The organism is Ruminococcoides intestinale, from assembly GCF_040095935.1.
Taxonomy (GTDB): domain Bacteria; phylum Bacillota; class Clostridia; order Oscillospirales; family Acutalibacteraceae; genus Ruminococcoides; species Ruminococcoides intestinale.
The window spans coordinates 63,265-77,700 of record NZ_JBBMFQ010000004.1; the positions used below are offsets into that span (position 1 = coordinate 63,265).

The following is a 14,436-nucleotide window of genomic DNA, read 5'->3' on the forward strand; positions in this document are numbered from 1 at the left end:
TAATCACTGATATATTCACTTATTTATATTGTTTACAAAATCAATTTCTCTGGCAGTTAATTCCACCCACGCAGGATAGAAACCGCTTTTGATTGCATTGCGTACCGATTTGATATTAGACCAAGCGGCGCAATAGAAAGGCACCTTGCCGAGCTTTAAGATTTCAAGGGATAATTTGCTTGTCAAGGCAGAAGCAACACCTTTTCGTCTGTATTCGGGGAGTACATCAACGCCAATTTGGTACATCGTTTCGCAATCGACAGAACAACCTGCAAGCCCTATCAGTTTATCGTCATCATATGCACCAACCGCCAGAACATCTCTTTCTCTATCGTCAAATGTCAGACAGTTGCTCCACTGCTCCAAATACAAATCTGCAAAATCCTGTTTCTGCAAAACACGCAGTTCATATCCGCAATCAAGCTCTTTCAACTTGGTGACATCAGGCAGGAAATACTCTGCCATAAAGCAAACCTTCAAATTAAACGGTGCAAGCAGTTCGTTTAGCACATTGATATTCGGTGTTTCAAAGCAACGGTACGCAAGGTATTTGTTGATATATTCTGTAACAACCGCTTTTGTTCTTTCACTCGTTTGAGCAACTATATTATTGCCGTATGAAACGAGGTCACATTCAAACGGCAAAGGAATATATTTCCTCGCTTTGGGGTTTGCTTTGGATATCGACACAATGTTGTGTTCAGCTAAAAAATCTTTTGTTTCGCAGTTGCAGTCATACGCTGACTGCTGTAATGCGATTTCTAATATATCTTTATTTGTCATTTTGTTACCTAACCTATGTATCATAATATATTCCTGTTCGTTTTCGTCAACTATTTCAAAGCCGACCTTCTGGTACATTCGGACAGCGTAGTTTTCCTTTTGAACAGCAAGAGAAGCTTTTGGATAATTCAGTTCTTTCAGATGCATAAGCATTTTATTCATCAATGCAGTGGCTATCCCCATTTTTTGATATTCGTCAAAAACCGAGATAGCAAACTCAACTGTAACATCGTCAATACTGCCGTATCCATTGATATTACGCACCCATACTGCTCCCACGACTCTGTTATCAACCTCGGCACAAAAGCAATAATCGTCCTTTTGTTTTCCAAAGTCCTTTATGTAAACCCGAAGTTCAGGTTTATTGATAATTGATTTCGGTGCTAAGTTTGTTGTGTCCGGCTGATAAATTGCCTGATATAAAAAATCACCAAGCAGAGGGTATTCGTTTGGATGCATTTTTCTAATTGTTAAATTCATAACTCTTTCTCCATATATCCGCAATTGAGAAATGCTACAAAACGGATATCCTGCAACGCTCCGTCATCATAAGTTACATTGAACGCATTTAATTTACCGTTTGGATATGGTTTTCGTATCATAAATATCTTCCAATGCACATAATTCGTTTAAGTTGCTAATTGTGAAGTTTGGTTGTTCATCTTGTGCCATAGGCACAGCAAGTCCGCCAAAGCCCTGTTTAATCCATACAGTTTTCATTCTGATTTTATTGGCAGGTACAATATCATTGTCGAGCCTGTCACCGACCATTACCGTTTCTTCTGCCTTGCAATCAGCTTTACTTAGAGCAATTTCAAAGATACGCAAGTCAGGCTTTGCTACACCCTCCTCGGCAGAAGCTACAACAAGGTTTATGTATTTAAGCAAGCCGATTTTTTCTAACCGTTCTTCACTGCCAAAGATCTGATTGGCAATAATTCCGATTTTATATTTCTCGCTTAACTTTCTTAAACATTCTTCCGCTTCAGGATATACAAATTCGTCATCACTGTTCCAAGGAGCCATAGTCAAGCCGTAATATTCAAGTGCCTTATGGTAGCCATTTTGATTGTATTTTGAAATCTCAACCATTTTGCTGTAAAAATCATCATAACTAACATTTGTATTTGCTATGGTCTTTTCAACTCTTTTTCGGAAAGCAACACTTTCGTCAACAAGTGTTGAGCCTATATCAAAGAAAATCCATTTAATGTTTTTCATCTTATTATCACCAAATTCAACTTATATTCTAAACATCGTATCAATTCATTATAACGAAATAATTTTCTCTAGTAATTACATCTCCGATACCGTAGGGTAAATTTTTTAGAATAGCTCCTTTAATTAACTCAATAGCATTATCTTTACGTAAAGCCACATGTATTTCGCTTAATGTACTTTTACTTTCAAAAAGTCTTGATAATTGTTGAAAGAAAGCAGATACGGATTTGATTGCTCCATCTCTTAGCATATCGTCTAAGTAAAATATTAAAATCTTCTGAAAATATATTTTTCCGTCGATTAAAGGCAATAGTATTAGCTCGCTCTCCCCTGAATAAACCCATTTTGTTTTTCTTTCAAGTTTTCTCGTGAATTTCACAAATTGTTCGTTACTAAAGTACCATTCTGTTCCATCAATTTTTGCGACAGTTTCCTTATCAGGATAATTCTCACCCCAATACGAGCCGAATCCTGGAAGATAAAAATTAACATTTCTGCCGGTTAAATGATGGTAATAATTCAAGCTATTCAATATGCTTTTTCCGGACTCCAAATCCGGACGCGTAATAAAAACACCTATATAATCGTTCCTTAGACCCCTTTCAATATAATTACTATTTATCTTTTTTATCATTTCCTCGTAAGTTAAAGCGTTAATCATAATGCCTCCATAAGTTTTGCTAAAAAATACTTATCAAAATGGTAATACTCTGAACGAATTATACTACAAACTCGCTCATAAGGTAATAGAAAAATAAACGCAATTGTATCCATTTTGTTAAAGGTTCCTCGTAAGTCCATAATCAGTTGCCAGCTAAAAATTTCTCCATTAAATAAAATCTTCCCATACGCCAATCGGCATAGCCTACGATTTTGTAGCCGAGGTTTTTATAAAGCTTTAGTGCATAAGAATTTTTGTTGAAAGCATCCAGTCGTATAGATTCAATACCAGCTTTGCTAAGTTTGGATTCAATATATTCCATTGTAATTTTGCCGATACCATTATTTTGAAAATCAGGGTGAACGCAAAGCCTGTGAATGATTCTATATTCTGTATCTGGATACTGCCAATCACCGTTATTGTATTCTTTATCGCAGGAATTGTTTATTACATAAATTACAGCAATCTTTCCGTCAACAATGCCTATGAATAAATCATTATTCTCAATATCATATTTTATAGTGGCTTCATCGGGATAAATTTCATCCCACTGATATATTTTAGCTTGATTCATATTAATTATAGCGGATTTGATAAGCTCCATTATTTCATATAAATTCTCTAAAGTTGCTTTTCTATACTGTATTTTCATTGTTTTCCTCACTATATTTTCTTTGAAAAGCAGATTATTCTATTTGCTCCGTCAAAGCCTAAATTTATATGAAATTGCCGACTGATTTCATTATCGAGTTCACAGTCATTGGCAAATTCACTGCAACCTTTTTTCTTTGCCCACTTCTCGCAGTAGTTCAAAAGCTGTTTTGCATAGCCTTGTTTTCGATATTCTTCTTGTACAAAAATTCCTTCTAAATATCCTACCGGACTGCTGTTTGTGCCTTCTACATAATCGTGCCTTAATCCACATTGTGCAAATCCTTCTATAGTTCCGTTAATAATCAACAGGAATAAAGCATTATTATCGCTTTCCATTAATGAAGAAAAAACATTTGACAAATCTTCTACTGTATGGCTTGCCCACATCTGAACAGCTAATAAAGCGATAGCTTCACTGTCAGCATTCGTAGCTTTTCTGTACTCTATTTTCATAACATAACTCCCTATAACCATTGAATAAAAGCAGTTTTGTCCTCGGAGTTGTAGCCTGCTTTTTTATAGAAGTTTAATGTTTTATCGTTCTTTGAACATGTGAGTAACATCATTTTGTAGCAATCTGATTTCTGTGCAAGTTCTTTCGCATAATTCAGGCACGCTGTTGCGTAGCCTTTTCCTCTGTAATCAGCGTGAGTAACCACATTTTCTATAAAAGCATAGGGTCGGATATTTCTTGTAAGATTCGGAATTATAACGCACACGCAGGAAGAAACAATTTTGCCGTCAACCTCACAAACAATAATATGATGATTTTCATCGTTGCAAATTGCATTCCAAGTTTTCTCTAAATGTTCACTATGCTCAGGAACACCAAGTTCATGCAAATGCGTATATAATTCAAGTAACTTGTTTAGTTCGTCTGTTTTGATTTTTCTAATCATTTTCATCACCGTAATTATGCACATTCAACAATATATATTTAAATTATTTCACCAAATAAGTTCATATATCAACTGTCCTTTTTTGCATTTTTATAGCATTCCTTACCCCACCAAAATGGAGTAATCTCTTTCAATATCACAGTCTCCCTTTTTTAAAGTCAGTCATTATTTCCATATCTTCATTTTTCTCGTTAAGCTGCATAAAGAACTCTCTGCATACTCCGCAGGGTATTCCGTCACCCTCGCCGTATGGGGCTTTATCCATAAATGCAATCAGATTACAACAGTCTGTCAGCTGTTCATATACATATTAAGTGCAGCTACTCGCTCAGCACATAAATTCATAACTCCGCTGCAGCTTTCAATGCAAAAGCCTGTGAATATCTCTCCGTTTTCAGCTTCCAGAGCGCATACAACGTGATGAGCCATAACAAACGGAGATACATCTTCAGGATGGTACTCCTGCTTTGCTTTTTCGCATAATTTGTTCCAAATATCCATATTTCAATCTCTAATTAAATGTATTTTCAAGTATTGTTAAAGTTCTATAATCAACATTCAATTCTGCTGTTATGCCATAAGGTAAAATACATCTCGGCTGACAATGACCAAAGTTAAGATTATACATAACGGGAACATTTGTACCTTTGAACACTTCTTTATATACAACCTTATATTCATCATAATAAATTTCATCGAAGGGTTTGCCGACAATCAAACCGTTGATTTGATTGAATATACCTTTATTCATAAAGAAATCGAGCATTGTTTTAAGCATTTTAGGTGAAGACTTTACTTCACTTGTTTCAAGAAACATAATTTTGCCTCTCCAATCCTCAACATTTGGCAAGATATCGTATTTATTTAGCACGTCAAATTCATCTGCGTATCTGCAACTGTTGTAGGCTTCGTAAATGCTCTCAATACAACCGCCGAGCAACTGTCCTGTTACAACTCCACTACCGTTTAAAATCTCGTAACCGAAATTTTCTTTAGTAGATTTTCTAGGCTTTCCAATTTCTTCTTTTCCATAGCTTTTTCTGTCATAATAAACAGTATCAGAGGACTTTATTTCAAAACTTCCACTGCAATTAAAGAAAAGCTCAAAGTATTCTTTGGTGTATGGAAGCATATCATTATCAAGCTCCGCAAGATCGCATAAAATATTAGGACCATAAAAGGTACTCATACCGATTTTATGAAACATCAGGTGGTTGATTGTTGTGTCTGAAAACCCAGTGAAAATTTTCGGGTGTTTTCTAACATTCTCTATGAACTCTTTGTCATTCATGAGATATGGTGTAAGCTTGTATGTATCCACACCGCCGATTGAGCAAATTACGGCTTTTATGTCTTTATCTGAAAAAGCTAACTTCAAATCATCAGCACGCTTTTCAGGGTGATTTTTCAGATATTCAAAACCCTTTAAAGCATTTGGCATCACTACAGGCATTAAATCGTAACCTCTTAAGCGGTTTAATGCTATCTCTAATTCGTGCCTGCAAAAATCCTCGCCCATAATACCGCTTGACAAGGATACTATTGCTATTTTATCGCCCTTTTGTAATTTCTTTGGTTTTATCATAATAAGTTCACCTATATAATTTTCAAAATCTTACTTAAATTCTATCATAAAAGCTGGAATGTAGCAATTAATTTAAAAATCAAAACACTAAAAATATCGCATCAAATAACAAATCGAGAGTGTGGTTTATATCATAGTTGTTTTTGAAAATCTTCTTTTAATTGTTTCAAGATTTTCTTTAATCTTTTTTCTGCACCTTCGGCTGTCAGACCAACTCTCAATGATGCTTCACGGGTTGTTGTTTTCTCCTTGCTTTTCAGGCAGTTGGGACAGATACCAAATACTAACTCAATCAATCTTAAATCCTGTGGCTTGAGTTTGCTCAAAGCTGTTTTTAACTTTTCTCTCTGTTCGTTTTTGAAATATATATCTTCGGGGGACAGTGTATTTATTTCAACATCAGTGATTGAAAGATTGAAATAATTTTCATTATCTTTATTGTGAATATCAAGATTGCTGTTCTGCTTAAACTGAGTTGAAGTAATAATGCAGTTACGGACTGTATTTTCAGAAATATTTAATTCATTTGCAATGTCTGTGACTGCTTCTTCAAGTGGTTTGTCATTAGGCTGTTGAGAGTACAGCAATGCTACTTTACGTAAATTCAGATACTGATTATAATTATCAATATGTACATTACCGCAGACAGTACGGACATATTCGTGCCAAGCCTTGAGAACTTTATATTTTATCAGTTGCAGTAAAGGTATATCCGAATTATAGCTTTGCAGTTCGCTCCACAGCAGAGATGAAAAGATTTGTTTCAAGTCGTTAATTCTGTTATTATCCAAGCTGTATTTATTTATAAACAGTTGGGCATTTCTGTTGAGTACAGGCTCATAAAAATAGAGAAATTCATTAAAGTATTTTTCGTCCTTTGTTTCTTTGTAGCGTACAAAATAATCATTCAAGTTAGCAGGCTTGATTGGAACGTAATCAAGCTGATACATTTTATTTTCCTTAATCTTACATAGCCTCCTCATATATTTTTGAAAGCTCCATATCCTTCTCGTATTGATTTTCGGCATAGTCAAAATCAACATTAGCCAAATTGAAATAATAATCAATAAGCTCCTTTGCCTTGGCAGATACATCCGCACTGTATTTGCTGAGGCTTTTATTTTTGCGAATAGAATCGTAACGGTTTTTCCATAGAACATAATACGGACTGTCGGATTTTCTCTGCTTTTTCATTTTCCTTTTTGTGACTTCCGGGTGTTTTGCAATGTACGAACAAGGCACACCGTACTTCTTATTTACCGTACTGCAATACAGTTGATTGCGAGCTGTGGTCATAAAGAAATATCTGTCGCAGATATCGCATCTCCAAAGATAGTGACCGTGAATGTAGCCTTCAAATAAATCCGTCATCAGAAAGTCTTTCAGATTATTGTAATAAACCTTCCGTAAAATCTTACTTGTTCCGTTTTCAGACTCAACTACCGGGATTATTGTTGCTCTCGTGCCGAATGGATGGCTGTTAACGTCAAATATAAAATTCATATACGGATCGTTTATAAAATCATTGAACGCTTCTGCGAGTTCTGCTTTTGTTCGTGCGTTATTTTTTACTATTTTATTTGTAATCTGAAACACGACAGATGAATAATATTTTACTTCCTTTACAGCAGATGAAATAAAGAAACCGATTAAGAAAGCCGTTTCTAAATCAACAGATGCTTTGACTAACTCATCTAATTTTTCTGAAATCTTTATTCTATATTCATCCTTTGTGAATCGTTCATATTCCTCATAAAGTTTGATTTTCTCTTCTGTGAAAAACTCATTGATTATTTCTTTGCATTTCTTGATGTCAAATATTTTAAAGATTTCATATTGACTCAAAACATCAATAACTGAAATTATTTTTGCACGATAATTTAAAAAATCGGTTCTGTTAAAATCCTTATTTAATAATTCTTCTGTGAAATTTTTTAAATCTTCAAAAATACTTTCATCAATAAAGCGACTATCGGTATCCATTACAAGAAAACTTGTGTAACCGATAGGATATTCTTTATCGCTGATTGCAAACTTATCTTTTCTATATGTGACGCTAAAAAGATTAGTTGTATTCAGCTTTTTCAGTACATTGTCCTTAAAGTCCATAGTATCAACTCCGTTTATATTATATCACTTTGAAAATAAAATCACAAGTATTCAGGAAAGCAAATTGTGTTGTCACGGACTTTTAGGTTTTTTTGAAAATTTCTGACATTTATATATTGAGAGTAAAAAGCTTTCAATATTTTATGGAAGGAGTAGTTATAGTGCGTAACAACAAAAAGCTTGTTGTCGTTGACGGTGAAACATTAATGGATATGCGAATCAAGCCGATAAGCTTTTGCATTGACTCGTTGCTTCCGCAGGGAGTATCAATGCTCTGCGGTGCTCCGAAGATAGGTAAGTCGTGGTTAGTACTTGATTGGTGTGTTCGCATAGCCAAAGGAGAGGAGGTGTGGAATTTTAAAACTACGAAGGGAACTACCTTGTATCTTTGTCTTGAGGACAATTTGAGCAGAATCCAACAAAGGCTAAATGAAATTACAGATGAAGTTCCGAACAAAGTATTCTTTGCAACATCTTCGTGTTCGCTGCCGGACGGACTTGTAGAACAGATTGAAAGTTTTGTCGCAGAGCATAAAGATACGGTTCTGGTTGTCATAGATACATTTCAGATGATACGAAGTAAAAATAAGGATACTACTTACGCAAATGATTATCAGGAAATTGAGGAACTAAAAAGATTAGCGGACAAGCTGAAAATTTCTCTTCTGCTTGTACATCATCTGCGCAAGCAAGGTGACAATGATCCTCTGAATAAAATCTCAGGCACAACAGGAATCAGCGGTGCGGTTGATACAACATTTATTCTTGATAAGAGCAAGAGAAGTCAGAACAACGCAACTATGATTTGCACGGGCAGGGATATTGAATACAGAGAGTTGGAACTGAACTTTTCAAAAGACAATCATATGTGGAATTTAGTTTCGGACAGTGTAGAAAGTCCTGAAATACTTTTGCCGGAAGAAATGAATTCGTTAATTGAATTTATGAAACAAAAGATTGTCTTCAAGGGGACGAACTCTGAGTTCGCAGAAGAATTTAATTCTTTCTGCCGTAAGGAAATCTCTGCAAAAGCGTTAAAACAGATGATGAATAAATGGCGTTACGAATTAGAGAGCAATGACATTTACTTTAGCTCATACAGAAGTAACGGTAAAAGGTTTGTAAATGTTCACTATATGCCCGATAGTGACTCAAGTGCCTTAAATGACGGAAATATTATTAGTGCCAAAACTTGCGTTTCTTTCGTCACTTGCGACCCTGACGAGCTGTGTCAGCCAACGTGAGCCGATTTGTGCGATTATTTTGCAGAGGTGGAGGAAGTATCCGACTGCAAGTAAAAATCGCAATTGGGGCGGATTTACGGCAGAATTGAAATTTTATTTTTAGTAGCTGAGGTTGGGGCTTCATTTCCCGGACTTGTCCGGGGCAAGCAGAGCGCCCGGCTGTCCGCCGAACGCATAAAACCGAGCAAAGCCCGGACCCACATTAATACGGAGGTGCATAAAAATAGAAAATCGTAATAGAAATCAAACCTTAAGTATCAGATTAACTCAAGCTGAAAAATCTGCAATCTGTAAAAAGTCAAAGAAAGCTCATCTGACATTGACTGAATATATTTTGAAATCTTCATTGCATACCGAAATAAAAGTTATTGATTTACAACCGTTACTAGTTGAGCTGAAAAGGATTGGAAACAATCTTAATCAGATAACAAGAAAGATAAACAGTGGTGCTTGTAATTCCTACAACTTTAGTGAGATGATTGCTATGCAAAGAAAAATCTATGATGCAATCATAAAACTGTCGGAGGAAAAGTGATGGCGACCGTGACATATATTCGTGAGTCAAAACAATCAATCAGTGCGATGAAAGGTGTAATTGATTACTGTTGTCAGGATAAGAAAGTCTATGATGAAATTTTAAATCAAAGACTTATCAGCGGAATTAACTGTGACGGTGAGAATGTTTTTTCAGAATTCCTAGCAACAAAGAAATCGTATAAAAAGACGGACGGTATGAATTTCTACCAGTATGTTCAATCCTTCTCACCCGAAGAAAATATTACTCCGCAGAAAGCTCATGAGGTTGCATTAGAGTTTGCTGAGAAAGCGTGGACAGGATATGAAGTTTTGGTTGCAACACATTGTGATGCACAACACATCCACTCTCACTTTGTTATCAACTCTGTCAGCTTTGAGAATGGTAAAAAACTCCGTCAGAATCCAAACACACTCAAATCATTACGAGCATTGAGCGATGAAATTTGCAGACAGCATAGCCTTTCAACTCTTGAGGCTTACAGCAAGAACGGTATTAAAATCTCTACAAGAGAATACCGCACCGCAGTCAAAGGTCAGAGCTGGAAATTCAAACTGATGAATGACATAGACAAAGCTATGAACATAAGCGGAAGCAAGGAGGATTTCATAAACGCAATGTCAATTATGGGTTATTCGGTGACTTGGACTGATGGCAGGAAATACATCACCTATCAATGCCCGAATAAAATGAAGTGCAGAGATATTAAACTGCACAACGATAAATATTTGAAAGGAAGTATGGAAAATGAATTCAGATACAGGCAAGAACAATATTTTGGAAAATCTCAAGCAGAGGAACAGCAACTCGCTGACAGCGATAGAGCTACTATCGGGAGAAACAAAAGTGATTTCGATTCCGTCACAGGTCAGAGAGGAGGAACTCAATCTGTTGAGAACGGCAATAACCTTTCAGCCGGAGCTGTACAATATGATTTCAAAAATCTCAACGGACGACCAGATGGTGGACTATCTGGAGAGAATTCTGGAAATCAACAAAGACAATATGGAATTGATCTCGAAGGGTTGTCAGGCGGAGCTGAAGAAAATTTCGGAACAGACTCTGAAAGAAATCAGGTCGGTGCAAACTCAGATGACGAAAACTATCGAACAGGCTGGGAAGAGTCAAGAAGAGTTTTTGAACAATACCTTGCGACAAGGTCGGGAGTTGGAATCGGCAATAGCGTCACAAGTGAAGAAGTCAACTCTGCTGACAACATTAAAATGGATAGCAATAACTGTGCTGTCCTCGGCAGTATCAACTCTCTTGCTGAATCACTTTCTCGGATAATTGATGATGAATCGGAAGATGAAGAAGAACGCAGAAAGCGGATTGTAGCCGAGCAAAACGGAAGTGATATTGGTACTTTACTTGGTATTACCGCCGGATTGATTGCAAGTGCAATATCAAAAGAAGAAAATATTGAATATGAAGAACCTGATGACAGTCCGACTATGCAAATGTAGTCGAAGGAAGGAGGATTATGAGCAGAAAATCAGAACCAGTAATTATTGAATCTGTATTTTACAACTACACAGGCACAGACGAGCAATTTAATACTTTTCTGAAAAGTGTAATAAAGGATTATGTTTCGGAAAATAATCTGTTGCCCGATGATGAAAATATTATTGATAAAAAGTCAGCTTGATAGCTGGATATTAGAAACAAGTTGTGATATGTTGTGGTTGCACTGAGGTGGTGTGACCACAACATTCAGATGATAAAACGGAGAGGAGAATCAAAATGAAAGTATGGTTGTATTACAGACTGTCAAGAGATGAAGATGCCGAGCTTAACTCGTTGACAAATCAGCGAAATATATTAGTCGAATATGCTAAGGCAAACAATCACGAAATCGTGGGAGAGTCGTATGACGATAATGTTTCGGGAATGCACTTCAATCGAGAGGGCATCAATAAAATCTATGAAGAGGTTGAGAAGAAAAGCTTTGAAACAATCCTTGTAAAGGATATGTCACGGCTCGGCAGACATAAAACTCAAACAGCAATATTCATTGACTACCTAAGGGAAAATGGAATCAATGTAGTTTCTGTAACTGAAAATCTTGACACAGGAAACGAATCGGACGATTTGATTATCGGTTTTAAAGGACTGTTCAATGATATGTATGCCCGTGATATCTCAAAGAAAGTCAGAGCAGGCATGAATCAAAAGTTAAAGGACGGACTTGTCCTGACACCGCCTATGGGGTATTTCAAAGATAAGAATACCAACGAAATAGTCATAGTTGAGGAACACGCAGAAATTGTCCGTAGAATTTTTGATATGTATTTAAGCGGTTACGGATTCAATGCAATAGCGAAAATCTTGAATGAGGAAGGTGTGAAATCTCCTGCATACTATCAGAAAAAACTATTCGGCAAGAATCTCGGCTACAACAAACCCGAGATAGGCAGAAGATACCTATGGGATAACAAAGGTGTCAAGAGAATTCTTGAAAACGAGTTTTACATAGGTACGGTGGTTAATCACAAGACCTACAACAATAAAATCAATCACATCAGAAAGAATCTTCCCGAAGAGGAACAATACAGACATGAAAATATTGTACCTGCCATTATCGATGAGGATAAGTGGAAGCAGGTACAATTTTTAATCTCGGATAAAGTTAAAAGAAATGTAAGAGCAGGAAGTAATAAACCATGTCACAGATATGCAGGACTTATCAAGTGCGGTGACTGCGGCTCGTGTTTTGTATGCAAAACAAGAAAATGGCGAGAACATCCTGATAGGATAGAATATGTATGCAACGGCTATCACCGATACGGCAAGGAGAATTGCAGTCCGCATAGAGTAAACGAAAGGGATCTTGATGAACTGATATACAAGGAAATTCTAGGGGTCAAGGACTCTGCAATTGATAATTACAAGTCCATTGAAACCAATGTTAAGAAGTGGATGAAGAAGAAAAACACGGTTAATAACAAGCTGAAAAAGCTGGAAGATAGGCTTGAACAGCGCAAGAGCGACCAAAAAGAAATACTTCTTGAACGCATCAGGGATAAGGAACACGCAGAAATCTATACCGAAATGCTAAAAACTTGCGAAGAAGATATACAGCAGATAACAGAAGAAATTGAAGCTATTAAATACTACAATACAACGATTAAGAAACGCAAATCAGAGTTGAAGAAAACCGTAGACCTGATTGAAGAAATCATCAAGGACGGAGCAATCAGTGATGCAAATTTACGGTTGCTGGTAGATGAAATCAAAATTTACGAGAGTGATAAAAAGCTGAGGATAGAAATTAATCTGAAAGCCAAATTTACAAAACATTATGAGATTTACGGGAAAAGCGGTGTGGAACATAATCTCATATTGCAAGGGTAAAATGATTTGCAGACACACGACCTTTATAAATATAAAATTATGACAATTGCATAATTTAACAGAATTAAATTTGTAGTAAATATACAAGAAGTCTCAACCCCAAGGTTGTGCGTCTGCCAACGATTTAAGCAATGAAAAATGGGAAAAAGCACGCTCGATAAAATCGGGCTTTTTGTGGTGCGGATATTCTACAGTTTTGTTATTGCTTGAAGGATTATTTACACAAAATTTTATGGGTTGCCCGCTGCCGATTTTTATATATAAATATATACATCAACTAACACTTTCTATTATTTCAAGAGAGAGGTTCAGCCATCTAGAAGAAACTATATATCCTTTTTCAAATAGAGAATAGCACATATCCCTATTTGAATAAAGACCATTTAAAGAAATAAACGAGTCACATTGTTGCAATGTTATTTCCATTAGTTTATTAAAATCATTTTTTCGTTCCTCGTTTACCGCCAACTTGCAATTTCCGTCAGCAATATTTCTACCAACCTGAATCAGCAAACCTAGAATAAAGGCATTTTCGGATGGCAACCTCATAATCAAATCTTCAAACTCTGTATTATGAGGATTATAGAATAAATCACTTTCAACATAGTCAGCAATACTATGTGCTTGTGGTTCTTTTAATTCAGTTTGTTCCTTATCTGCTAGTTTATTTAGTTTTTTTGAGACTTCGATTATTTCGTCCTTATATTTATTATAAATACGTTTTATATTGTTTGTCAGTTCTACATTATAATCGTTATTTATAAGCACATTTTCAATTTCACAATCTAGTCTGTGAAACAAGTTAAATAAATCAATCATTTTAGAATGCAATCCTACGACATCAAGTTTAACTGATGAAGTATGTACAGGGGTTAAATCCTTTTTGATAGGATAGCGCATACGGAAAGAATCTGTATCAAAAGAATCTACTTCATTAATAAACTCATCAAAGAGAGTAATGTCTATTGAACTATTTATTTTGGACAGCAACGGTAGCAAATAAGGTTTTACTTCTAACCACGCTTTATTGAGTTTATGGCTCACACGTTTTACGAAGTTCTCTTTATCAGTATCATTTGTTCCAGAATATTTGAAATATAAGTATTTGATATAAAGCTCAATGATTTGACGATAATTAAAGCATAGTGGATAAATGATTGTATCAAGAATATCATTCCTATAGCTATCACAAGAAACAAATTCGCTATATAAGACTTTCGCAGCAAATATATAACCGTCTATATACTGACTAAACCCAGATACCGTTCCAAAATCAGTTCCGAAATACGAATACCTTCCGTGCTTCGGTATCTTGTCATTATCATAAAATACAAATAGTTTGTCACCATGTTGTAAACTCATATTTTATCTCCTTTTACATTTTTGTCATT

Annotated in this window: 18 protein-coding genes; 5 read left to right on the forward strand and 13 right to left on the reverse strand. The window is 35.8% G+C overall.

Going from position 1 to position 14,436, the window contains the following annotated elements; all coding sequences use genetic code 11:
• Positions 1-15: 15 nt before the first annotated feature.
• From WMO31_RS11260 to WMO31_RS08000, 12 genes are all read right to left on the reverse strand, one after another.
• Positions 16-1,263, reverse strand: a complete 1,248-nt coding sequence (locus WMO31_RS11260) for a GNAT family N-acetyltransferase (protein WP_438871053.1) — start codon at positions 1,261-1,263, stop codon at positions 16-18.
• Positions 1,260-1,385, reverse strand: coding sequence for a hypothetical protein (locus WMO31_RS07955; protein WP_298181416.1), 126 nt, complete (start codon positions 1,383-1,385; stop codon positions 1,260-1,262). Before WMO31_RS07955 ends, WMO31_RS11260 begins: the two co-directional genes overlap by 4 nt.
• A complete protein-coding gene (locus WMO31_RS07960) occupies positions 1,357-2,004 on the reverse strand; it encodes an HAD family hydrolase (RefSeq protein ID WP_298181415.1) in 648 nt (215 codons plus the stop codon). The genes WMO31_RS07955 and WMO31_RS07960 overlap by 29 nt, the downstream gene beginning before the upstream one ends.
• A gap of 40 nt (positions 2,005-2,044) precedes the next feature.
• The gene (locus tag WMO31_RS07965) at positions 2,045-2,665 is read right to left on the reverse strand and encodes a hypothetical protein (protein WP_298181414.1); all 621 of its coding nucleotides are present in this window, start codon (positions 2,663-2,665) and stop codon (positions 2,045-2,047) included.
• A gap of 142 nt (positions 2,666-2,807) precedes the next feature.
• The gene (locus WMO31_RS07970; RefSeq protein ID WP_303693102.1) at positions 2,808-3,317 is read right to left on the reverse strand and encodes a GNAT family N-acetyltransferase; all 510 of its coding nucleotides are present in this window, start codon (positions 3,315-3,317) and stop codon (positions 2,808-2,810) included.
• A gap of 11 nt (positions 3,318-3,328) precedes the next feature.
• The gene (gene aac(6'), locus WMO31_RS07975; RefSeq protein ID WP_298181554.1) at positions 3,329-3,772 is read right to left on the reverse strand and encodes an aminoglycoside 6'-N-acetyltransferase; all 444 of its coding nucleotides are present in this window, start codon (positions 3,770-3,772) and stop codon (positions 3,329-3,331) included.
• An 11-nt stretch (positions 3,773-3,783) separates the two neighbouring features.
• Positions 3,784-4,218, reverse strand: coding sequence for a GNAT family N-acetyltransferase (locus WMO31_RS07980; RefSeq protein WP_298181557.1), 435 nt, complete (start codon positions 4,216-4,218; stop codon positions 3,784-3,786).
• Between the two features lie 136 nt (positions 4,219-4,354).
• A complete protein-coding gene (locus WMO31_RS11265) occupies positions 4,355-4,483 on the reverse strand; it encodes a hypothetical protein (RefSeq protein WP_298181560.1) in 129 nt (42 codons plus the stop codon).
• 26 nt (positions 4,484-4,509) lie between these two features.
• Positions 4,510-4,719, reverse strand: a complete 210-nt coding sequence (locus tag WMO31_RS11270) for a hypothetical protein (RefSeq protein ID WP_178777933.1) — start codon at positions 4,717-4,719, stop codon at positions 4,510-4,512.
• Positions 4,720-4,729: 10 nt separating this feature from the next.
• The gene (locus tag WMO31_RS07990; RefSeq protein WP_178777935.1) at positions 4,730-5,803 is read right to left on the reverse strand and encodes a S66 family peptidase; all 1,074 of its coding nucleotides are present in this window, start codon (positions 5,801-5,803) and stop codon (positions 4,730-4,732) included.
• A gap of 131 nt (positions 5,804-5,934) precedes the next feature.
• Positions 5,935-6,753, reverse strand: coding sequence for a hypothetical protein (locus WMO31_RS07995; RefSeq protein WP_367999485.1), 819 nt, complete (start codon positions 6,751-6,753; stop codon positions 5,935-5,937).
• Positions 6,754-6,769: 16 nt separating this feature from the next.
• Positions 6,770-7,912: a DUF6076 domain-containing protein gene (locus WMO31_RS08000; RefSeq protein WP_367999486.1), complete on the reverse strand. Its 1,143-nt coding sequence runs from the start codon at positions 7,910-7,912 to the stop codon at positions 6,770-6,772.
• Positions 7,913-8,073: 161 nt separating this feature from the next.
• On the opposite strand from WMO31_RS08000, the gene WMO31_RS08005 reads away from it, so the two are divergent.
• From WMO31_RS08005 to WMO31_RS08020, 5 genes are all read left to right on the forward strand, one after another.
• The gene (locus WMO31_RS08005) at positions 8,074-9,156 is read left to right on the forward strand and encodes an AAA family ATPase (protein ID WP_298179423.1); all 1,083 of its coding nucleotides are present in this window, start codon (positions 8,074-8,076) and stop codon (positions 9,154-9,156) included.
• Between the two features lie 223 nt (positions 9,157-9,379).
• Entirely contained in the window at positions 9,380-9,691 is a 312-nt protein-coding gene (locus WMO31_RS11275) for a plasmid mobilization protein (RefSeq protein WP_438871054.1), read from the forward strand.
• Positions 9,691-11,157, forward strand: coding sequence for a relaxase/mobilization nuclease domain-containing protein (locus tag WMO31_RS08010; protein WP_298179426.1), 1,467 nt, complete (start codon positions 9,691-9,693; stop codon positions 11,155-11,157). The genes WMO31_RS11275 and WMO31_RS08010 overlap by 1 nt, the downstream gene beginning before the upstream one ends.
• Positions 11,158-11,174: 17 nt before the next feature.
• The gene (locus WMO31_RS08015; protein ID WP_181984276.1) at positions 11,175-11,339 is read left to right on the forward strand and encodes a hypothetical protein; all 165 of its coding nucleotides are present in this window, start codon (positions 11,175-11,177) and stop codon (positions 11,337-11,339) included.
• 95 nt (positions 11,340-11,434) lie between these two features.
• Positions 11,435-13,045: a recombinase family protein gene (locus tag WMO31_RS08020; RefSeq protein WP_298179432.1), complete on the forward strand. Its 1,611-nt coding sequence runs from the start codon at positions 11,435-11,437 to the stop codon at positions 13,043-13,045.
• A gap of 273 nt (positions 13,046-13,318) precedes the next feature.
• On the opposite strand, the gene WMO31_RS08025 is transcribed toward WMO31_RS08020, so the two are convergent.
• Positions 13,319-14,407, reverse strand: a complete 1,089-nt coding sequence (locus tag WMO31_RS08025; protein WP_298179435.1) for a hypothetical protein — start codon at positions 14,405-14,407, stop codon at positions 13,319-13,321.
• Positions 14,408-14,436: the final 29 nt, after the last annotated feature.

What these genes read in the sequence shown, in the direction of transcription:
- WMO31_RS08010 (WP_298179426.1), top strand. Translation starts at nt 9,691, where the DNA reads ATGGCGACCGTGACATATATTCGTGAGTCAAAACAATCAATCAGTGCG.
- WMO31_RS07965 (WP_298181414.1), bottom strand. Translation starts at nt 2,665, where the DNA reads ATGATTAACGCTTTAACTTACGAGGAAATGATAAAAAAGATAAATAGT.
- WMO31_RS07955 (WP_298181416.1), bottom strand. Translation starts at nt 1,385, where the DNA reads ATGATACGAAAACCATATCCAAACGGTAAATTAAATGCGTTCAATGTA.
- WMO31_RS11260 (WP_438871053.1), bottom strand. Translation starts at nt 1,263, where the DNA reads ATGAATTTAACAATTAGAAAAATGCATCCAAACGAATACCCTCTGCTT.
- WMO31_RS08020 (WP_298179432.1), top strand. Translation starts at nt 11,435, where the DNA reads ATGAAAGTATGGTTGTATTACAGACTGTCAAGAGATGAAGATGCCGAG.
- WMO31_RS07970 (WP_303693102.1), bottom strand. Translation starts at nt 3,317, where the DNA reads ATGAAAATACAGTATAGAAAAGCAACTTTAGAGAATTTATATGAAATA.
- WMO31_RS08025 (WP_298179435.1), bottom strand. Translation starts at nt 14,407, where the DNA reads ATGAGTTTACAACATGGTGACAAACTATTTGTATTTTATGATAATGAC.
- WMO31_RS11265 (WP_298181560.1), bottom strand. Translation starts at nt 4,483, where the DNA reads ATGGATAAAGCCCCATACGGCGAGGGTGACGGAATACCCTGCGGAGTA.
- WMO31_RS07995 (WP_367999485.1), bottom strand. Translation starts at nt 6,753, where the DNA reads ATGTATCAGCTTGATTACGTTCCAATCAAGCCTGCTAACTTGAATGAT.
- WMO31_RS07990 (WP_178777935.1), bottom strand. Translation starts at nt 5,803, where the DNA reads ATGATAAAACCAAAGAAATTACAAAAGGGCGATAAAATAGCAATAGTA.
- WMO31_RS07960 (WP_298181415.1), bottom strand. Translation starts at nt 2,004, where the DNA reads ATGAAAAACATTAAATGGATTTTCTTTGATATAGGCTCAACACTTGTT.
- WMO31_RS08000 (WP_367999486.1), bottom strand. Translation starts at nt 7,912, where the DNA reads ATGGACTTTAAGGACAATGTACTGAAAAAGCTGAATACAACTAATCTT.
- WMO31_RS08015 (WP_181984276.1), top strand. Translation starts at nt 11,175, where the DNA reads ATGAGCAGAAAATCAGAACCAGTAATTATTGAATCTGTATTTTACAAC.
- WMO31_RS07980 (WP_298181557.1), bottom strand. Translation starts at nt 4,218, where the DNA reads ATGATTAGAAAAATCAAAACAGACGAACTAAACAAGTTACTTGAATTA.
- WMO31_RS11270 (WP_178777933.1), bottom strand. Translation starts at nt 4,719, where the DNA reads ATGGATATTTGGAACAAATTATGCGAAAAAGCAAAGCAGGAGTACCAT.